The organism is Rhodoplanes elegans (assembly GCF_016653355.1).
In the GTDB taxonomy this organism is placed as follows: Bacteria; Pseudomonadota; Alphaproteobacteria; order Rhizobiales; family Xanthobacteraceae; genus Rhodoplanes; species Rhodoplanes elegans.
In genome coordinates, this window is record NZ_NHSK01000213.1 from 26,180 (window position 1) to 45,359 (window position 19,180).

General features: G+C 60.8%; 26 protein-coding genes. 19 read left to right on the forward strand and 7 right to left on the reverse strand.

Annotated features, from left to right (window positions below):
- Complete coding sequence (locus CCR97_RS24685) at positions 1 to 183, forward strand: hypothetical protein (protein ID WP_146618627.1); 183 nt, start codon at positions 1 to 3, stop codon at positions 181 to 183.
- 27 nt (positions 184 to 210) lie between these two features.
- Here the strand turns inward: CCR97_RS24685 and CCR97_RS24690 are convergent, their stop codons facing one another.
- Entirely contained in the window at positions 211 to 453 is a 243-nt protein-coding gene (locus CCR97_RS24690) for a hypothetical protein (protein WP_111355285.1), read from the reverse strand.
- A 161-nt stretch (positions 454 to 614) separates the two neighbouring features.
- Here CCR97_RS24690 and CCR97_RS24695 point away from each other — a divergent pair, with 161 nt between their 5' ends.
- Positions 615 to 1,391, forward strand: coding sequence for a CHC2 zinc finger domain-containing protein (locus tag CCR97_RS24695; protein ID WP_111355286.1), 777 nt, complete (start codon positions 615 to 617; stop codon positions 1,389 to 1,391).
- 43 nt (positions 1,392 to 1,434) lie between these two features.
- On the opposite strand, the gene CCR97_RS24700 is transcribed toward CCR97_RS24695, so the two are convergent.
- Positions 1,435 to 2,184 (reverse strand): ADP-ribosyltransferase-containing protein, encoded by a 750-nt coding sequence (locus CCR97_RS24700; protein WP_111355287.1) that lies wholly within the window; start codon positions 2,182 to 2,184, stop codon positions 1,435 to 1,437.
- Between the two features lie 347 nt (positions 2,185 to 2,531).
- Between CCR97_RS24700 and CCR97_RS24705 the strand changes: the two genes are divergently transcribed.
- The 7 genes from CCR97_RS24705 (at position 2,532) to CCR97_RS24735 (ending at position 6,365) form a co-directional block, all read left to right on the forward strand.
- Complete coding sequence (locus CCR97_RS24705) at positions 2,532 to 2,774, forward strand: hypothetical protein (RefSeq protein WP_111355288.1); 243 nt, start codon at positions 2,532 to 2,534, stop codon at positions 2,772 to 2,774.
- 10 nt (positions 2,775 to 2,784) lie between these two features.
- Complete coding sequence (locus tag CCR97_RS24710) at positions 2,785 to 2,970, forward strand: hypothetical protein (protein WP_111355289.1); 186 nt, start codon at positions 2,785 to 2,787, stop codon at positions 2,968 to 2,970.
- Between the two features lie 718 nt (positions 2,971 to 3,688).
- On the forward strand, positions 3,689 to 4,570 hold the full coding sequence (locus CCR97_RS24715; RefSeq protein WP_111355291.1) for an ArdC family protein: 882 nt from the start codon (positions 3,689 to 3,691) through the stop codon (positions 4,568 to 4,570).
- A gap of 192 nt (positions 4,571 to 4,762) precedes the next feature.
- The gene (locus CCR97_RS24720) at positions 4,763 to 5,326 is read left to right on the forward strand and encodes an HAD family hydrolase (RefSeq protein WP_170145657.1); all 564 of its coding nucleotides are present in this window, start codon (positions 4,763 to 4,765) and stop codon (positions 5,324 to 5,326) included.
- A gap of 92 nt (positions 5,327 to 5,418) precedes the next feature.
- A complete protein-coding gene (locus CCR97_RS24725) occupies positions 5,419 to 5,763 on the forward strand; it encodes a DUF3768 domain-containing protein (RefSeq protein ID WP_201159969.1) in 345 nt (114 codons plus the stop codon).
- Position 5,764: 1 nt separating this feature from the next.
- Positions 5,765 to 5,977 carry a hypothetical protein gene (locus CCR97_RS24730; RefSeq protein ID WP_111355293.1) on the forward strand — a complete coding sequence of 71 codons (213 nt, stop codon included), beginning with the start codon at positions 5,765 to 5,767 and terminating at the stop codon, positions 5,975 to 5,977.
- Positions 5,978 to 6,077: 100 nt separating this feature from the next.
- Entirely contained in the window at positions 6,078 to 6,365 is a 288-nt protein-coding gene (locus tag CCR97_RS24735; RefSeq protein WP_111355294.1) for a hypothetical protein, read from the forward strand.
- 24 nt (positions 6,366 to 6,389) lie between these two features.
- Here the strand turns inward: CCR97_RS24735 and CCR97_RS24740 are convergent, their stop codons facing one another.
- The 4 genes from CCR97_RS24740 to CCR97_RS24755 all read right to left on the reverse strand — a co-directional run bounded on the left by CCR97_RS24740 (position 6,390) and on the right by CCR97_RS24755 (position 9,248).
- The gene (locus CCR97_RS24740) at positions 6,390 to 6,794 is read right to left on the reverse strand and encodes an H-NS histone family protein (protein ID WP_111355295.1); all 405 of its coding nucleotides are present in this window, start codon (positions 6,792 to 6,794) and stop codon (positions 6,390 to 6,392) included.
- A gap of 111 nt (positions 6,795 to 6,905) precedes the next feature.
- Positions 6,906 to 7,562, reverse strand: coding sequence for an SLOG domain-containing protein (locus CCR97_RS24745; RefSeq protein ID WP_111355296.1), 657 nt, complete (start codon positions 7,560 to 7,562; stop codon positions 6,906 to 6,908).
- A gap of 1 nt (position 7,563) precedes the next feature.
- Positions 7,564 to 8,733, reverse strand: a complete 1,170-nt coding sequence (locus CCR97_RS24750; protein ID WP_245428681.1) for a toll/interleukin-1 receptor domain-containing protein — start codon at positions 8,731 to 8,733, stop codon at positions 7,564 to 7,566.
- Between the two features lie 23 nt (positions 8,734 to 8,756).
- Positions 8,757 to 9,248 (reverse strand): TIR domain-containing protein, encoded by a 492-nt coding sequence (locus tag CCR97_RS24755; RefSeq protein WP_111355297.1) that lies wholly within the window; start codon positions 9,246 to 9,248, stop codon positions 8,757 to 8,759.
- Positions 9,249 to 9,398: 150 nt separating this feature from the next.
- On the opposite strand from CCR97_RS24755, the gene CCR97_RS24760 reads away from it, so the two are divergent.
- From CCR97_RS24760 to CCR97_RS24785, 6 genes are all read left to right on the forward strand, one after another.
- Positions 9,399 to 9,782: a hypothetical protein gene (locus CCR97_RS24760; RefSeq protein ID WP_111355298.1), complete on the forward strand. Its 384-nt coding sequence runs from the start codon at positions 9,399 to 9,401 to the stop codon at positions 9,780 to 9,782.
- Between the two features lie 14 nt (positions 9,783 to 9,796).
- Complete coding sequence (locus CCR97_RS32395; protein ID WP_170145658.1) at positions 9,797 to 10,990, forward strand: SGNH/GDSL hydrolase family protein; 1,194 nt, start codon at positions 9,797 to 9,799, stop codon at positions 10,988 to 10,990.
- Between the two features lie 289 nt (positions 10,991 to 11,279).
- Positions 11,280 to 12,023 (forward strand): Abi-alpha family protein, encoded by a 744-nt coding sequence (locus CCR97_RS24770; RefSeq protein ID WP_111355300.1) that lies wholly within the window; start codon positions 11,280 to 11,282, stop codon positions 12,021 to 12,023.
- A gap of 249 nt (positions 12,024 to 12,272) precedes the next feature.
- Complete coding sequence (locus tag CCR97_RS24775) at positions 12,273 to 13,076, forward strand: NINE protein (RefSeq protein WP_111355301.1); 804 nt, start codon at positions 12,273 to 12,275, stop codon at positions 13,074 to 13,076.
- Between the two features lie 116 nt (positions 13,077 to 13,192).
- The gene (locus CCR97_RS24780; protein WP_111355302.1) at positions 13,193 to 13,723 is read left to right on the forward strand and encodes a hypothetical protein; all 531 of its coding nucleotides are present in this window, start codon (positions 13,193 to 13,195) and stop codon (positions 13,721 to 13,723) included.
- A gap of 221 nt (positions 13,724 to 13,944) precedes the next feature.
- Positions 13,945 to 14,988, forward strand: coding sequence for a hypothetical protein (locus CCR97_RS24785; RefSeq protein WP_146618628.1), 1,044 nt, complete (start codon positions 13,945 to 13,947; stop codon positions 14,986 to 14,988).
- Between the two features lie 59 nt (positions 14,989 to 15,047).
- On the opposite strand, the gene CCR97_RS24790 is transcribed toward CCR97_RS24785, so the two are convergent.
- The gene (locus CCR97_RS24790; protein WP_111355303.1) at positions 15,048 to 16,349 is read right to left on the reverse strand and encodes a hypothetical protein; all 1,302 of its coding nucleotides are present in this window, start codon (positions 16,347 to 16,349) and stop codon (positions 15,048 to 15,050) included.
- Positions 16,350 to 16,772: 423 nt separating this feature from the next.
- On the opposite strand from CCR97_RS24790, the gene CCR97_RS24795 reads away from it, so the two are divergent.
- From CCR97_RS24795 to CCR97_RS31900, 4 genes are read left to right on the forward strand one after another with little or no spacing between them, the layout of a single operon-like run.
- Positions 16,773 to 16,961 carry a twin-arginine translocase TatA/TatE family subunit gene (locus CCR97_RS24795; RefSeq protein WP_111355304.1) on the forward strand — a complete coding sequence of 63 codons (189 nt, stop codon included), beginning with the start codon at positions 16,773 to 16,775 and terminating at the stop codon, positions 16,959 to 16,961.
- Positions 16,961 to 17,683 (forward strand): twin-arginine translocase subunit TatC, encoded by a 723-nt coding sequence (locus tag CCR97_RS24800; protein ID WP_111355305.1) that lies wholly within the window; start codon positions 16,961 to 16,963, stop codon positions 17,681 to 17,683. Before CCR97_RS24795 ends, CCR97_RS24800 begins: the two co-directional genes overlap by 1 nt.
- 5 nt (positions 17,684 to 17,688) lie before the next feature.
- On the forward strand, positions 17,689 to 17,862 hold the full coding sequence (locus CCR97_RS24805; protein ID WP_201159970.1) for a hypothetical protein: 174 nt from the start codon (positions 17,689 to 17,691) through the stop codon (positions 17,860 to 17,862).
- Positions 17,843 to 19,048, forward strand: a complete 1,206-nt coding sequence (locus CCR97_RS31900) for a peptidoglycan-binding domain-containing protein (protein ID WP_111355306.1) — start codon at positions 17,843 to 17,845, stop codon at positions 19,046 to 19,048. The genes CCR97_RS24805 and CCR97_RS31900 overlap by 20 nt, the downstream gene beginning before the upstream one ends.
- Positions 19,049 to 19,180: the final 132 nt, after the last annotated feature.

The window sequence follows — 19,180 nt, forward strand, 5'->3', positions numbered from 1 at the left end:
ATGACACTCGACGACAAGATCGCCCGCGTCAAAGACCTCATCGGCAAACGCGAGGAGATCGATGCGGAACTCGCCGTGCTGCTATCCGGCGCCGCGCGGGAACCGCGCAAAATGCGCTGCTCGATCTGCGACACCGAAGGCCACACGGCTCGCACGTGCACGCAAAAGACCGGGGCGGCTTAGCTGCCGCCCCGTACTTCCGCCCGACCGCTACTCTTCAGGATCGGGTGCTTCCCCGTTCTGGAGCGGAGGGATGAGGACGAACTGTCCCTCCCACGCTCCCACGGGGATGCTGTTGAGCTTGACCGAGAGTCCTTCCTCGCCGTTGCGCAGCTCCCACGCTGCGCCGATCGTCTGCCATCCCGATCCGACCTTGGCGCGGGCGAGGTACTTCGGCCGCCGGACTTCCCGCTGCCGCGAGCGCGCCGGCAGTGCGCGCGATACGTCCACCATTCGTCTCTCGCTTTCTCCTGCCCTGAGTGCAGGCGGCCGAGCGTGATTGGTGGCCGTCCCGCGCCTCCGCCTGCACTCACTTCTGTCCACATCGTAGCATCCGGCCGACCGCTGCCTCCCCTCTCCCATGAGACAATGTTCATAGGAGAAAGGAGGCACAGATGCCCTCGTTCGTTGACTTCCAGGAGTTGAAAGCGAAGGTCGGATTCGACCAGGTGATCCAGGTTCTGGGTCTCACGCTCAAGAAGCACGGGCACCAATACCGCGGCTGTTGCCCGGTTCACGCCGGCAACGACCGTACGCTCGTGGTCACCCCTCCCAAGGGCTTCTACTGCTTCGCCAAGCGCGAAGGAGGAGACCAGATCGCCCTCGTTGCCCACGTGCGGCAATGCCCTCCCAAGGAGGCGGCCGCCTTCCTCGCGGAGCGCACCGGAACGGTACAAGTTCCCCGCACGCGGAACGGTACCGTTCCCGGAACAGTTCCAGCCCCCCAACAGCCCCCGGGAACAGCGGCCTTGCGGCCGCTCGACTATCTTCTCGCCGAGCATGAAGGGGTGCAGGCCCTCGGCATCTCGCCGGAGACCGCGAAGGAGTTCGGGGCGGGATATGCCGGCAAGGGCATCATGCGCGGCCGGCTCGCCATCCCCATCCACGATCGCGCGGGCACCTTGCTCGCCTACTGCGGCCGGGCGCTCGGCGATCAGCAGCCGGAGCTCACCTTCCCCAACAATTTTCAACCCGAGGGGGTGATCTTCAACGCGAATCGGGCGACGTCCGGAGAGCTTCACCTCGTCCGCGAACCACTCGAAGTCCTCACCGCCCATCAAGCCGGGTTGGAGAACGTGGTCTGCTTTCTCACGGAAGGGATCACCGCGCAGCAGTGGGAAATGCTTGCCGCATTGCAGGACGAACTCCAGTGCGACCGCGTGTACTTTTGACGGAGCGATTGCTCCGCAGCCGCCCATTCTTTGGGCGGCTTCTCTATGCCGCATCTTGGATTTGGCGTTCATCGAAGACAATGTAGACGTCGGTCAGATCATCCTCGGTTGGGTGCATCAGCATCGCGTAGCTGTAGCCGTCGTACGTGTTCTTGATGACCACGCCGTCATGACCCTTCGCACGGGCGCCGTCGATCGCCTCCTCATAACTGATCGGATCGTATCGGTGGCGCTCCATGTCGTAGTAGTAGGGTCGCTCCATTACGATCCGCTGGCGCTTCACATCGCCGCGCTTCGACGGCCGTAACTCCTGGAATATTCCTCGCTCACGCAAATTATGGAACCGCGTTTGCGCGCGCTTCAGCCGCCCGAGGTACGTTTGCGCCAGATTCTTCCGCGCCGGATCGTCGTCGTATTCTCCCTCATCCAGTGCGATCGCGACGTCGTACCAATCGGTTCCGAACACCTCCGAGAGCCGATGCTCGATCTTTGCGATGGTCGCGTCGAGCCCGCGTTCTGCAGCGAGCTCGGCGGAGGCGTACGAGATCGCCACGCGCCGGTTCGAGGCGAAGAAGAACCCCTCGCAGGCATCGTTCGCGCCGGTGTTCGATCCGCACTCGGCACGATCGAACCGCTTGAACTGTGCGAACGTGCCGTGATAGCCGACCGCTCGGAGCGACGCAGGGCCCATGTACCGCGACTGACAACGCACGCGCGCGCCGGCGCGCCACGTCTTCTGTAGGTAGACGTAGCGGCGGCCGCGAATGGTTTTGATGACGCGATACCAATCCATGCCGGACTGATTGCCATGGCCACGGAGTGATGAAACCGTTCGCGATGGTGCGCCATGTGCCGCTGCGTGCGCCCGTGCACGAACGCCGCACCAAAACGTGATCGGCCGCTTTCCCGCTTCCCCGAGGCTGATGGCGGCACATTTCGGCATTTCACGGACAGTACCTTGGCTACCCCGCCATCTGTCGCCGCTTGTCGAGGCCTGTCGCACCCGGTGCGGCAAGCCGCGGCATTTCGCGACATGTCGCGGCCGGTCATCTCGCGTCCGCCGCGGTACAATTTGTTCAGCGCCTCCGTCCCGCACGTCGGCATCCGCCTCAGATGTCGACTAGCGCGACGGAGGAATACATGAGTGTTCTTTCACAGGATGCGAAGGCCGCGAAATTGCAGGCGCTCGCTGAGAGTGCCGGATACACCAGCGTCGATACGATGCTGCAAGACCGCGTCACGGATAGCATCGCCCCGGCGATCTGCACCGATCCCGACTGCTCGTACACGACCGAGATGGAGCCGGATCAGGATCGCGGATGGTGCGAGGCGTGCGCCAAGAACTCGGTCGCGAGCGCATTCGTGCTCGCCGGCCTCATCTGAGGAGCAGGCCATGGCGCGGTTCCGTAATCACTACCGCTGCCCCACGTGCGATTGCACCTGGTCGGACGATTGGGACGCGACGTGCGACGACGATTGCCCGAACTGCGGAGCGCGTCACATCTCACCGGAAGAGAGCGAGGACATCGCGCCGGAGTGCGAACCGCACGAGCGCACGAGCACGATCCTCAACGACTGACGTTCAGCCGATCGCCAGCCATCATGACGCGGGCGGAGAACCGCTTGAGCATCGCAAGCGCCGCCCATGGGCTACGTCTGGAGACATGCCCCGGGAGTGCTACTGCATAGGCTTCCGCGCTCCCACCAGTGCGACCGTTTTGACGTCGAGCCTCGCCACAAGCGGGGCTCTTTCTTTCGATCAGCGCGCAGTGGCGTGTGCAGTCTGCTGCTCGTGTGGTGATTGGACTGCGATGGCGTGAGACAGCGCAAAGACAGACGCCGTCAGAACCGCCGCTGAAACAAGAAGCGAAATCCCCAGCGCTCGAACGCCCCACTCTGCATTCATCTGACTTCTCCCCACCCGTACCCCCACAGGCGCTTCGAAATGCGTGCGAAGTGAGGCCGTGCGGTAAAATCAGAGCAGGTCCTCCGTCCCGTCCGCCGGCACCCACTTCGGATGTCGGCCCCGCGGAACGGAGTGTCACATGCGTGATCTTTCACACGACCAACGACACCGAAAGCTGAGAACGCTCGCCAGAGCGGCCGAGTATGCATCCGTCGAGGAGATGCTCGAAGCGTGCACCGAAGCTGCCACCGTGCCCGCCATCTGCACCGAGTTTGGTTGCTCGCACACGACCCGGACGGACCGCGACGCGGATAGTGCCCGGTGTGAGGCTTGCGGACGCAACACCGTCGCGAGCGCGATCGTGCTCGCGTATTTCGCGTAGGAGGCTGTCATGCAGATGGCCGCACTCTACGAAAGCGTGACCCGCAGCATCATCGAGGATCTGGAGAAGGGCGTCCCCGCGTGGGTGCAGCCGTGGCGAACGAAACGGCGTACGAGCCTCGGACTGCTCCCCGCTAACATCGCGACAGGTCGCACCTACAGCGGCATCAACATCCCGATCCTCTGGGCCGCAGCCAAACGGGCCGGATATCCCGACCCGGCATGGATGACCTTTCGCCAGGCGCGTGCCCTGAATGCGAACGTCCGCAAGGGCGAGCGAGGCACCCACATCGTCTTCACCCGCAAGCTCACCATCACGGAGGAGGACGAAGAGAAGCGGATCAGCATGCTGCGGAACTACTGCGTCTTCAACGTCGCCCAGATCGATGGGCTTCCGGCGAAAATCGCAGCGCCGGAGGAAGTCCCGCCTTCCATCGATAGTGACGTGCAGCGCTTCATCGACGCGACCGGGGCGGACATTCGCCATGGTGGGAGTGTCGCATGCTTCGTCCCGTCGCTTGATCTCATCCAGCTGCCGCCGCGCTCGGCGTTCACCACGATCGAGAGCTACTTCGCGACCGGGCTGCACGAGCTCGGTCACTGGAGCGGATTCGTCACTCGCCTCAATCGAGACCTGCGCCACCGCTTCGGCTCCCGGGCGTACGCGGCTGAGGAATTGATCGCCGAGTTGACGTCGGCGTTCCTCTGCGCCCATCTCGGCGTGAATGGCGAGCTACGGCACGCCTCGTACATCGACTCGTGGATATCGCTGCTAAAAGACGATCCTCGCGCCATCGTCACCGCGGCGAGCAAGGCGAGCCAGGCCGCCGACTTTCTCCGCTCGCTCACCGGCGAGCGGCCACGGGAAGACGAATCCCCCGATTCTGCCTGATCCACATCAAGGCGGAACCGGTCGCAACGGCCGATGGTGTTTTCGGAGACGTCTCGTGTCACGGGGGTGCATGGGACGACATCCCGCGGGCGACTCGGTATCCGAGTTCGCCCGCATTTTTTTGATCGAATCCTGTCTCGCGCGATCCGGCCGCCTCTTCGTATGCGGCCCGAGGTCTCAGCGGAGGCGCCCATGCGCTATGAAGCTGTCGTCTTCGATTGTTTCGGCGTCTTGTGCCCGGATGTCGGACACCAGTGGCTTGCGCAGACGTTCCCTGAGGCGGAAGCCGCAGAGATCGTCCGGACGCTCTTCGTGGCAGCCGACCATGGTCGGATTTCCCAGGAGACTCTCTTTGCGGAGCTTGGGAAAAGGTCGCACCGACCGCCCGCGCTCGTCGAGCTGGATTGGATTGGGCTTCTAACCATCCACGCGGACGTAGTGGCCCTCGTCCAGCGACTGCGACCGAGCCGCAAGCTCGGGCTGCTGACGAATGCGCCGTCCGCGTTCGTCCGGGAGATGTTGCGGAACCACAAACTAGAGAAGCTGTTCGATTCGATCGTCGTATCGAGCGAGATTGGACACGCGAAGCCGGACGCCCAGGCATTCCGGGCGATCCTGGCCGCCCTATGTGCCGAGCCGCACCAGGCAGTCATGATCGACGACAACCCGCGGAATGTCGCTGCGGCCGAGGGCATCGGCATGGATGGCCTCCTCTTCCGATCGGCCGGCGAACTAGAGCTGGCCCTCTTTCCCTGACACCCGCGTCGCTGCGCTACAATGAGCGCAGCGCCTCCGTCCCGTCCGCCGGCACCCGAGAGTGGGTTCCGGCCAGCAGGACGGAGAGTTCCATGAGCGTTCTTTCACATACCCTGAAGACCGAGCGCATCCGCGAGCTGAACGACGCCTTCCGGAGGACGTTCGAAGGCGGCCGCGTCATGCTCACCGTCGGATTCCAATCTCTGCCCGAGGCTGTGCGGCGCGAGGCGATCGAGCGTGTCAAAACCTTCGACGAGTTCGACGCCGACAACGACCCGCATGGCGAGCACGACTTCCTCGACTTCGAGATCCAAGGGCGGAAGCTCTTCGCCAAGATCGACTACTACGATCTCGCGATGATCTACGGCAGTGAGGATCCGAGCGATCCGTCGCAGACCACCCGCGTCATGACCATCATGCTTGCCGCGGAGTACTGAGATGCACGGCAACGCACGACGAGTCTATGCGCTCGCGGACTTCACCGTCGAGCGCCGCGGCAGGGGATGGTACTTCGCGCGAACATCCCGCTTCGGCGAAAAGCACGCCGAGAAGGGGCCGTATTCGAGCGAGGTCAGCGTCGCGCTCATGATCGCGCGCGAGATCATCCGGGAGATTGCGAGACGCGATGCACCGTATCGCCTCTCCGGGTAACCGGTAAGTGCCCTTCGCGAAAGCGTACCGCCAATGGTACGCTTTCTTCTTGTTCGCCCCTCGCGAGGCCCGGCATTCCACATCTCGGAGAACCACCCTCATGTGGTCGTTTCAGATTGATCCCCTCGTCGCGGTCGGCGTCATGGTCGCTACCGCCACGACCGACGCTGCCTACGTCATGTTCACGGCCGCGGTTGTGGCGCGCCGCAGAATGCCGGCGGCGACGTGGAGCAGCGTGTGGTACCTGCTCTCGTCCTTCGCGGTCATCAGCTACACGAATAATTGGGTCTACGTGCTGTTCGCGGCGGCCGGATCGTGGATCGGCGCGTTTGTCACGATCACGTTTTTGCACCGGACCCCGCCGCCACTCGGCCCGGCGCCTCAATAGACGCCGGGCACCTGAGCCGTCGGTTCAGCCGTTCTTGCGCCCCGGCTTCTTTGCCACGGCCCGTCCACGCTTCTTCGCGACCGGCACGGCCGCGGCGGCGACGCGCCGCTCCTCCTCTGCCGCTTCCCCGACGGCGAACTCCTCGATCGAGTGCCCCTCGTCGAGCAGCGCCGCGAGCCACTTCGGCCGGGCACCGCGGCCGGCCCACGTCTCGCCGTTCGGGCCGACATACCGCGGGGGCACCTTCACGCCTTTGAGCGCGCTCGCGCCCCTGCCTGCGCCCTTTGCCGGCCGGCCGCCAACGCTCTGGCCGAGGCGCGCGAGTTGCTTGCGCAGATCGTCCGCGCGCTCCGCGAGCGCCTCGTCAATCTCGCCCCGCAGCGCGAGAAGCTCTTCCACGTCCATGCTCTTCAGATTGATGGCTGCCATTCGACTCTCCGATACGACCCAAGACGGAGGATCACCCTACAGCGATTCGATACGAGCGGACCGGATTGAAGCAATCGTGCACCGAAGAAGCGCATGATATCCGGTAATAAGCTAACGCTTTTCCGACGGTCGCCAGAAACGATCCTCCGTCCTCGCCGGCTGTTCATCAGGACGACGGAAACGTTCCTCTCGAACCGAAATCCCAAGACTTCGATGGAAGACGGCTACATAGTCGAGGTTGGCGGCCAAGTCCCGTCCAATCTCTCCATTCGGTACCGGCAGGCCAAGCGCGGCTCCCCCTGTCGATGCGACCGAGAAAACGCAGGCATCCGGCTGCAGCCGTTTGAATAGTTCATACTCGTCGATTATTCCCTGCATGCCTCCGATAAATACAGCGGCCGAGAATTTAAAATCCGAGAACATTTTCTCGCGCATGCGCCGAAGGCTGCCTTCGCGATCGCCCGGAACTTCATCGACGTAGCTGACATTCTGGAATCGAGCGTTATCCTCTGGAAACTCATCCTTGAAATATAGGGACTGATAGAGCTTGACCCAACTGCCGTAATCAACCCCTATATCTTCCGCAACTACGCAAATCATTGGCGTGATGGCGGGGTGCCCACCCCATACCAGAAGACGGCGCCCCAAGGTTACATACACCAGTGCCGAAACTGCAGCGTTGATCGCGACTGTGTCGGCCGTTTCAGCAAATTTCGGGCTTCGTTTCGGATCAGGCACGCTGGCAGACAAAAAAATCGCACTAGGCATTTTAGCTCTCCCACGCTGCGAGCGTCCATCCCGCTTCGGAGACTTTGATTGCCTTCACCGTTGCGATATTTTCGTCTAGCCATTTAAGATGCGCGTTCCAGGACTCCCGAATTCCGATGTGGTCATAAACGATGACCGGCGCGCCTAGTTGCTCCGCGCGCCGAGCCTTGTCGGCAATGTCGTAGAAAACTTCCGCAGTTGGAATTCCAACGACGGGGTACGCCCATATTCTTTGATCGTCTGGAAGACGCACGCAGATCGCGCGGTGCGCCCCGATTCCCTCTATCTTTGCTCCGATTTTTTCGACGTCCGCGCGAAGCCGACCGGTTATGGATAGATACCGCGACGCGATGCTGCGGCTTCGTAGATGCTCAACCGCGAGAACAATTTTATCGGCCACCTCATCTCTTATCGGGCCAGACGGCCCGCTGAGAGCGTCCGCATCGAGGTGGATCGTCTCGGCCATGTCTGTCAGCCTGCTCGGCGTATGGCCAGGCCACACAACGCGAAGCACCTGAATATCTTTCGCGCGAGCGCGCCCAATTTCTTGTCGGGTCCACCTGCTATCGAAATACGCCGGAGTATCCAGCATAACGACGACATCAGAATCGCAAAGTCGGTGCCAGAGAACATCCTGGAACGGATCTCCCGGCCGTATATCGTGAGTGTCGAGAAATACGTCAAATCCGCGGGCTGCGGTTAAATCGTGGAGCTGCATCGCAGCAGCCCGTGACTCGATACGCCTGTAGCTGATAAACACGCGGCGCTGACGCCTCAGAAGGCCGACGCATTCAAGCAACGCACAAGCCAGCTCCTCAAGCTCCGGATCATCTGGCCGACAACGAAGACCATTTGACGCGTGCAGGATCTCCGGGATGTTCGTCGTGAAATCTTGAGGAGGATCCAGTATCGGTATGATCGGTGAATTCGTGCTGATAAGATCGCGCACGGCCGGAAGGTCGGTGTGCGGCACACCACCAAAGTACGCTGCAGCGAACGCGGCCCGCCTTTCGCGCCCGTTGACGCTCGCGCCGTCATATACGACGACGTCCGTTCCGATGACCAGGCCGAAATCGTCGAGCATCCCTCGAAGAGTGGCTTGCAGCGTCAGGCGCTGCTGGTCGGTTACACTCCCGAGAACACCGATCCCGTATATGCCCAACTTCGTCACCGTGTTGTTCGAGTGAGCTTCGCCTAATTGTCCGCCCTAATTTTAATTGCCTCCTCAATCCACGATTCAATATTCTTGGAAATCGAAGCATAAATCGCCTTGCTGTCGGCGCCTGCCGGCACTTTCAACGGCGCAACATCAGCGAATGATTTGTTGCCGATCGTCAATTTAGAAAATGGGTTTACTCCAGCAGTTGACGACTTCCCATTCTGATCCAGCAATCCGTTAATGCGGATACCAAGAACACCTTTTTCATCGCCCCACGCTTTCTTAATCTCGTACATGACCCACTGCCGGCTCGCGGTTTCAGCGCCGACGAGCACGACAACGCAGCTCTTCCCATGCATCTGATCTGCGATCCACTTTTCAATCGCCGCATCGCCCTTCTTCTTTATCGCTTCCCAATCGTTGGGATTTGCAAGTGTTTGTCCGTCGAGAGCGTTTATATTTCGCACCTGCTGCGTACGCCAAAAGTCATTTGCAAAATGGAAGCTGAAGAAGACGTGACGAGCCATTGCCTGTCCCCCGGTGGATAATCGGCGGCCTGTGCCACCGTAAAACGCATGACAGAATACAGACTTCCGGTAGAATTATATAGCGACACTCGCCGTTATCCCCACCCCATCATGAATCCCCCGCCAGCGCCGCGGTACAATGCCCGGCATATGGCACGACTGCCGACACCGGGGAGCGATAGCGGAAGCTGGGGGGATGTCCTGAATGCATATCTGGGCGTCGGTCACGACGCCGCCGGCAACAACGTCGGCGGCAAAATCCTGGAGACGACCGCAGCCACGAGCTTCACGCTCGGCACCACCTACGAAGGCAAGCGCATCGTCGCGACCGCGGCGATCACGATCACAGTCCCCTCGGTCGGCACGCTCGGCAATGGCTACGGCGTCGAGATCGTGAATGATAGCGGTGGCACCGTCATCATTGACGGGCCTGGCTCCACCAACGTCTCCCTCTCCGACGGCGACGTGGCGTATCTCCTCGAAGCCAACGGAAAGCAGCGCGTCGTTACCGGGGCTAGCACGCTCATCTCCTAAGTATGCTGCGGGGCGTGGCCGCCATCACCGCAGCCCAGGGTGAACGCGAGTACATTGTCGGCAACCAGTGGGGCGCAAAGCAGTCAACGGGCTCTGCGGCAGTCGCCTATACTTATCACCAAACGTTTACAGTCGAGGCGACTGCTCATGCTTTTCGATTCAAGCTGTTGAACGTCAATATAAACCCAATGACGGTCAGCGCCGGGGCTGTGGCGGTTTCAAACAAGCTCGGATCCGGCGCCGAACGATACACTCCGTCGAGCGGAACATGGGTGCCGATCACGTGGGGTGGCGCTACATCGGTTACCATAGCCGCGGGCGCAACCGACAGACCGACGATCTCTTGGTCGGACTGGATCCCGCTTACCACACTCGACCGAATCGATGGCGAGACATTACCTGTTGTGATGGTCCGACTCTATCTGCCAGCCGGCGACTTCTCTCTCGGCAATTACAACTTCATGCCATGGTCCGCCACTTCCGGCATCAACAATGGTCGTTTCCTATATATGTACCGAAATGCCGGCAATTTCGCATCTGGCAACTTTACATCTATGCCCGGGGTCGGCTACACGAATCCGCTGTTAATGGGTTTTGAGTACAAGGTGCGACAGCGAGCGATTACAATATCGGGCCACGGCGACAGCATAACGGAAGGTGCAGTTAATGCTGGATTGGGAAATTTCGGAAACGGATGGTTATGGCAGTCCGTCTCGGCGCTTCGCTCTGCAAATCCGGGAACCGTTATTGGTTACGTCAATAACGGAATGTCATCGTCAACGACCGCAACATTTTTAACCCGCCTTCAAGATTTCATTGCCGCCGAATGCCATTCGGACATATATGTTTACAGCGCCTTCTCGCCAAATGATGGCGCGCCGTCTTCATCTACAATCGCCACTGAAGCCACTCGATTGACCTCCGCCCTGGCAGCGATTGACGGCACCACGAAACCTGCCGTGCTTTGGACTCCATGCGTGAACACCGCAGCGGCATGGAATACTACGGCGGATGGATATCGTCTGGCATTTCGTGATACCTTGCTTGGGTTAGGCCGGCCAGTATTTGATATTGAAGCCGCGGTATCTGATGGAGCAACGCCCGCACGGTTTACAGCGTCGCTGACCACGGATGGAACTCACCCGAACGAGGCTGGCCATGCTGCTATAGCCGCCGTAGCGCAGCCAGTGTTGCAGGCGTTGCTTTGACCATCCGATACTCGGACCTCGACGGTGGCCGACTCTGCGCCTCAGACCCTTCCTCGATTTCGGCCTTTGACTTCCCGGCCGATCGCCTCGCGGATCACCTCGACTCGCATCTCCCCGGCTCGCTCAACACGGTCGAGATCGGCCAGCATCTCGGTCGAGAGCGGAAGGGTGATCCGTTCGGGATATTCGAGCCGCCGCTCGCGGCGACGTTCTCCTTCTTCAAAATCCCGAAATCTACGTGTCGGATCGCAGCCGCAGAGGTATAGTCTCTGAAACGGGGAGAATCGCAATGTGCCCTGACCTTGAGCAACTCGGAAAACTTATTCCAAAAGAGACCATCGGAAAAGTTTATGACGACATGCTTTCTGGCCCCGCTAAGGAGGTCGGCAAGCTCGGGACGGATGCCGTAAAGACGGCCCGTCTTCTGCTCGCTCCGCTGCAGCTGGCCGCCGCACTGCAGGACCGACTTGAGCCGATGGTGAAGCGAATTGGGGAGCGAGTCCCCGCAGACAGGCGCATAGAGCCGCCCGCCGAAGTCGTGGGACCTGCACTCGAAAGAATGCGGTACATCGACGAAAGCAGTCCCCTCTGGACGCTTTATGAAGAGATTCTCACGAAAGCAATGGATAAGGAAAAGAACGCGAGTATCCATCCCGCATTTGCGTACATCATCTCTCAGCTCAGCCGTGACGAGGCATGGATTCTCTACCGGCTAAAGGATAGATCTTTCGAGATTATTGATTCACTGGACTTCGATAAAGCGCAAAATAAGTTCTTCAATCGCGCAATCATTAAAAGTGAGTTGCCAAAAGAGGAGCTTTACGTCCCGGAAATGATCGAGGTCATGTACTCGCACCTCGACTCATTGAGTTTAGTGGCGTGGCCCGTCGAAAAGCAGACCCCCATCTTCGGATCGCCGAACGTACAGACCGGCGTTCGCCGAGAGAGCAAGATGATGCTGACCGAGTTCGGTCGCATATTTGTGGCGGCGTGCATTCCCGAAAGCGGCTTCGAACAGCACGCGAAGCGGTGACGATTCGACAATTCGATCCCGTCGGGGATCCCTCCGACACGCCTGCTCCCAAGGCCGTACCATGGGTTCGATTGATCAGCATCTTGGTTGAGATTGGAGCCGTTCGGGATATTGCGAATTCGCGCCAGCCTCCCCTGCTAGCGAGTTTGCGTCCCCGCTTTACCCTCTTGCTACTTCTCTAGGCTACATTGGCGAGCGTGAACTCCAGGCGGCCGGCGCCGACTACCGGGTGCTTCGAGGGGGAGCGCCATGGGCATTCATGATTTCTCGCCTCGCTCAGGCATTAGCACTGATGCGCGCGCGCTCTTGCTGTTCGACGCAAATAAAAGATCTGTAGCGGTCGCATATTTTCTATTGATCCTTTTCGGCGGGTTCGGCGCTCATCGGTTCTACGTCAAGCGGCCCGGCACCGGCTTTCTTCAGCTCGGCTTGACTATCACCGGATGGATGACGCTTTTCGCCGGAATTGGTGCGTTTTTGCTCGCCGCACTCGGAATTTGGTTGCTCAGTGATTTCTTTCGATTGCCGACATTGGTCCGCACCGACAACGCATCGTTGATCGAACGCCTCGAATGCCAGTCCAGCACTCTGTCCAAATCGGCACTCGACCAATTTTCTCAACCCGACCGCGCTGGAGATGAGTCGGGGAACTCGGGATTTGACCGTCTCCGAATTCCCGCAATCGCAGTTCTCGTTTTCATTTGTGTCTTTATTGTCGGACTGTTTTTCACCATGCCCGACAGGCCCGGCACACAGCAGTCAGTGCGTGCGGCCGGGTCGCCGACCGCTGAGCCAGCTCGGCCGCCCGCACCAGAACCCGTCAGGCCGTGTAAGGCGACGCTTGATCACTTTCTCTCACTAAGGGAGGGCATGAGCTACCCGGAAGCGTCCCGCATCATCGGATGCCCAGGAACGGAAATGTCGCGCGTGGATCTAGCCGGCCACAGTACGGTCATGGTGGGTTGGAGCGGAGAGGGCATCTTCGGTGGGAATATGAACGCGATGTTTCAGAACGGCGCGCTTGTTTCAAAAGCCCAATTCGGGCTCCGGTAGCGCTTTGATCAAATCGCAAACCGCTCCCTCTGGGTCTGATCGCTTGGTGTTGTGGAGCAGTTTGTAGTTCCATCTGGCGTATTGAGTTCGACCGCCTTCGCCCGGGATTACTCGCGATGAAAACGAATTGGCACGTTGCTACGGCCGCCGAAGCAATCGCCGCGGCGCAGTTCGCTCGCTACGGATATGATGTCTCCGTTCAATACGGTGCTAATCAGCCTGAATACGATCTCATCATAGCGAATAACGACCGGACGCTGAAGATTTCGGTAAAAGGCAGCAAAGACGGTGGCTGGGGACTTACCCAGACGCAATTATCGAGGATCAGAAACGCCAATTACTATGCGGCAGCTGACCTGTGGCTTAGGCGACATCGACCGCGTACCATTCTTTGCCTCGTGCAATTTAAGGACGTCCGTGAAGATGAGATGCCGAGAATCTACCTTGCGTGGCCGCGCGAGGTTGCGGAACGCCTCAAAGCAGCGGCCGGAGGGCGCGGCGACACCATATTGTGGGAAGATTACACGCGTGGACCGCGCGCTGCCGGGGCAGGACAGATCGAATCGCTACCCGCATCCTGGAAAATGAGCGCCGAGCGCATCTCAGCGCTCATCCGAATGGAAGACGTGATCGCGCTTTCGGCCTAATCGCCGCGAGAATTCATCTCCTGCCCCTCTGCCTCAGGCGCTTCGCGACTCCTGAGACGCGGATGTCTCTTCCCTGCCCCGGCGTGCGGCTCGGATGTTCAAACAATTCGGTCGAGCGCAATCCGTCAAATTTTGTCGATTCCATCCACACGAAATCCGTTTGATTGCGACACCGTACGGTTCAACCTCCGGCGTGGTTATTGTAGTTCACGGAGACGGCGATGAGCGGATGCATTATTGATCTATGCTCGTGCGGCATTCGAATTGTATTGGCCGGAGCAGCCTTTTTCGCAGGCGCGACACTCGGCGTGGTCGGTGCCAGAGCTGCTGAAAGCACTTATACGAAGTTAGAGGGCGAGGCGTGCAAGATCAGGGTGACCGACGACTTTGCTTCGATGAAATGCCGCGGCCCAAACGGCTATGAGGCGCGCTTTTCCGAAGAGGGCATCCTCGTCGCGGTTGGTTTCTCACTGCGCGGAAAGTGGCTCACAATCGACGAGACTCTGGAGTGGCGAGGAGGAACAGATCGTTGGTACGGAGACGCGCTCGAATGGCGGACTGAGGGAGGACGTCCATACGCCGCCATCCTGCAGACGTGGCGGAGCGAGGAGGATCACGTCACGGGGAAAGACGTCGATCGTCATGAGTTCCTGGTAATGAGAATAGCCGATGACACCGCGTGCTCGATCGCGCGGGTCCCCGCGTTACGGCAGGGTGCGGAGCAGATTGCGCGCAATCTCGCTGACACCGTTGCGCGGCAGCTGCACTGCGGTTCGGAGCGTGGAACGACGAGTCGCCCGAACGGAATGAAGATTGCGGATTGCGGATTGTGCATCCCCGTGACAATTCACAGGCTCACGCGCATAGGCCCGTCGTATGTGCGCATCGAGGGTAAGGTCACGAAGCAGGACGCCAAGGCCTTCTGTTCGTGGGATATCCACGTCCGCACGAAGCCAGATCCCGGGTGCGCCAACCGCAAGCTTCAGAGCGAAGGCGGTCGGACGCACTGGGCCGAAGCCAATTGCGCAGAAAAGCTGGTTCGGACCAACAACGGGAAGCTGCTTCGGTACTCTCCAGCGGCACATCCCGTAGAAGACTCTTCGCAGCATTGGGTCGACCTCGAAACCGGCGAGCGCTCCTGTGACGGGCGAAATTGCCCGGGCGTAGAGGCCCGCTACGACTTCGATCTGATGTGTCCGGGCATAATCGAGTGGCCGGAGCGCCGGCCGCGGGCACTGACTATTGGTACCTCATCCTCCAGATAGGTGGATAGCGGGTCCTCAGTCGATGATCGGCTCCCGGCGCCGAGCATGCAGTTGCTAAGTCACGCGGGCAAACTGTCCTGCGAAGATGGCGTATCCAGATCGGGGTCTTCGGGCAGCGACGCGAATGGATCGATTTCCGGGAACAGCTTGTGCTCCCGCAGCCAGTCACCGAACGACGCCGGATCGAGCGCACGTTCAATCTCACTGAGGCGCTCGCGCGCCCAGCTCAACATGCGCCGGGTCTCGGCGTCCTCGATATCCCCTGCCCAAGCGATCCAGGAGCGGAGCTGTTCCGCCTTCTGCCCGAGCTCGACAATCTCATCGACCAGATTGTCGCGTGCTGTCTCCCGCTTCTTCCGCTCCTCGGCTCGCTTCCGGTTCTCCTCGGCTCGCTGCCAGACGCGATGGCTCCGCTCACGCTCAAGCCGTCCAACCCTCGCGGACTCGACCCACCCGTCAAGATCCTCGATGATGTCCTTGATTCGCGATTCAAGAGTGGCCCTTGAGTTGTCTCGCCAGTTTCGCCGTCGCTGGTCCCTGCTATACGCCTCGACCGAGATGGCCAGTTCGCCGGTCGGAATGTAGTCGAACTCCGGATACTGCCGCTCGTACGGAAGCGACCAGTTCCGCTGGCGTGCGAGCCGGTACCGCTCTTCCGCCTTCAACTCGGCGACGGTCGGCTCGTGCTTTTGCCGCTTGATCGACTCGGTGAGGAGAAAGGGCACCTTGTCTGCGCCGCGGTGCACCTCGACCTGAGCCTGTCCGTAACGTCGTCGGTGACGGGCGATCTCGCCTGAATGCCCGGCGACGGTGCAGGTCATACCCCGCGTCTCTAGCCCCCGTACCACAGAGTCGAGGATGAAAATTACACGTTCTATCGAATCCGCCCCCAGTCGCAGCGTGAGGAGCCCCTCGCCGCTGATCTCGACGATGCCATCGTGATCCGGCTTGGCTCGTCGGAGGCTATGTGCAGTGAGCGCCACGACCTTGTGGGGCTTCTCGACCGGACTCCACTCGATGGTCCGCGGGTTCGCCACGCGCGGCTTCACCACATGGCGGAGCGCGATCGGTGCCGCGCGCGCTCGTTCGAGGCGCTGCTCCACAACGGAGTCCGTCGGGCTGTTTGGATCGAGGCTGATGAGTTCGACCGTGGGGTCGTCGGACGAGGCAAAGATCGTCTTCCGCGGGTCCTTCCCGGTCGCCTTGTCGCGCCAATAGGCCGGTGCCGGAACCGGTACGCGATGTCGGGTACACAAATCCTTCAAGTGCCACGATGAGATGCCGAGCTTGCCGGCAACGGTGTCGAGCGGCTCCGCCCAGACGAGGTCGTACATCTCGCGGCGGGTGATGTGGGCAATCATGCGGGTACGTGAACGAGCGTCAGCGGACGGCTCGCAGTCTACCGCCGCTGCACCGCCCCGCCGCTTTCCTTCTTCCTCTTTTCACAGGAAAGCTACTGTGAGGTCCGAAGGGCTCTTCACAGTAGCCGCATCGATCCCGACGGTTTCAATCTGCCGGCCACACCTGTCACCAAGAAAGAAAAAGCCCTGATCTGAGAGACCAGGGCCGCAGATGTCGTGGTCGGCGGGAACCGGACATAGGACACCTGCGCCTTTCACCACAGCCTGCCCGGGAGTCAATCTACGCGAGTGCGGCGCCTGTGTTCATCACTCGTGAGAAACATTCGGAAATAAGCCTGGGCCGGTGCCGACTTCTAAACGCCTCCCGGATCAGCACCCGCCGCACCATTGCGTGAAGGCAGGTGCACGGTAGAATGTCGGCATATGGAACTCTTTGGCCTCGGCGCCCCAGAACTCTTACTCATCATCTTCGTGCTCCTCTTATTCTTCGGCAAAGACAAGTTGCCGGACATGGCGCGTAGCATTGGCCGCTCCTTCCAGGAATTGAAGTCCGGCTTCACTGACGGCCTCAAGCCCGATGAGAAGGATACAGCGAAGTCGAAGAGAGGCTGATGGATGATGGACGCTTGCCGTTCTGGGATCACGTAAGTGCGCTGCGCACCGGCGTTCTTGTTGCCGGCGGCTTCTTCATCTCCACCTCGATAGCGATTTTCTCGTGGGGCAGCCGGCCGCTCATCTCAGCTCTGCTAGCGGATTCTCCAGGCGGATTGGTGTTCCTGTCGCCCCTGGGGCCGTTCCTCTTCCAGATGAAGGTTGCCTTCCTCGGGGCACTCTTCCTGTCCTTGCCGCTCCTCCTGGCACTCCTCGCGCGGTTCGTCGGGGCGGCGCTACCGCGTGGAAAGCGATCGTTTCTCTACGGGCTCGTTGGTGTCTCGTTCCTCCTCGCGCTCGGCGCTGCCGCGGCGACCTACTTCTACCTCGTCCCCGTCTCGATCCGGGTCCTGTCGAGCTTCACCGTCCCCGGAACGACGCTCATGCTCACGGCCGACAGCTACCTGTCCTTCGTACTCTTGCAGCTCCTCGTGTCGTTCGTTGTCCTTGAACTCCCGGTCGTGATTGTCGGGCTCGCATACGTGCGCCTCCTCAACCCGGCGCTCCTCGCGGGGAAGTGGAAGCAGATCTTCCTGGTGCTCCTGGTCGCGCTCGCTGTCCTCACCCCTACAACCGACGTGTTCACGCTTCTCCTCGTGACGATCCCTGCGTTCGTGCTGTGCATAACCGCGCTCGCCATCGCGCGGCGCGTATATAATCGAGGGACTAGCATCATCGAATAGCCGATATGAACGAAGACACGCTCTATACGAGAGGAGAATTCTTGAAGGTCGGCGGCCTGGCTCTCGCTGCCGTGCTCTTCGGCGGTTTATTCGCAGGACTCAAAAGCGGCACAAGCCTTCTCAAGACGGCCGACGCTCACGCGTACGGCAACAGCACTTATGGTGGGAAGGTGGCGTAGCGCGGTTCTTCCGCTCGTTCTCGGGGCGCTCGTTGCTCCGCTCTTTGCATTTGCCGGGACGTACGGTTCCGGCGGGTACGGTGCCGGATCGTACGCGGGTGCTGCGCCGATCGTGACGACCCAAGCCGCGTCGTCGATCGACCAGGCCACCGCCACGCTGAACGGGACGATTACCGATGTGGGGACGACAAGCCCCTCCGTCCGCGGGTTCGTGTACGGCACGACCGCAAGCTACGGCGCAACTACGACGGATAGCGCCGGGCCGTTCTCGACCGGCGCGTTCACGGTTGCGCTCACTGGTCTCACCTGCAACACCACCTACCACTTCGCGGCATACGCCACGAGCACCAACGGGATCGGATACGGCAGTGACGCGAGCTTCACGACGAGCGCGTGCTCGTCCGGGTCCGCCGGAGGTGGAGGCGGTGGTGGTGGCGGTGGAAGCAGCGGAGGCAATGGCCCCATCGCGGGATCTATACCGGCTTCATCGGGATCACCCCAGACTGCCAGTTCATCGGCATCCACGACGAGGCCCGCGGCTGCGTCGGTCGCAGCACCGGCGACAGACACGGTCACCCCAACCACGTGCACATCCAATGGAGCGACCTTCACGCGGAATCTCGGCCGCGGCGCGAAGGGTGACGACGTCCGACGCCTACAGGTGTTCCTCAACACGCATGGATTCGAGATCGCGGCAACTGGCGACGGCTCCCCTGGCCACGAGACTGGCGAATACGGCGCCAAGACCGAGGCTGCCCTCATCCACTTCCAGGAAGCGAATGCGCTCGCCATCAACCTGGTGAAGTTCACCGGGTTCTTCGGCGAAGCCACCCGCTCCTACGTCAACAGCGTCCTCCGCCCCGCATGTGCGACGACAACTGCTTCGAGCGAGACGGTGAGCGCGTCCCCTTCTCCCCTACCGGGAGCGAACTTCACCCGCGATCTGGAACACAATGCCACCGGAGAAGACGTCCGCGCCCTCCAGCAGTTCCTGAACGCGGCAGGCTTCACGGTCGCCGCCTCCGGCAACGGCTCTCCCGGGAACGAGACGACCACCTTCGGCCCCGCCACCCGTCGCGCCTTGGCGAAGTTCCAGGCCGCAAATGGCATCGCCCCAGCTTCAGGGTTCTTCGGCCCGAAAACGCGCGCGTTCATAAACGCCGGCACTTCAACGGTCTCGCAGTAGCGGACATAGCCATGCAGACCGAATTCACCGCGACCATCCCTGACGAAGCCCGAGCGGAGTTCTCCCAGGCTGTCACCAACGCCACGACAGCCCTCACCTCGACTTCTACTCGGCAGTTTGTTGACGAGAGGC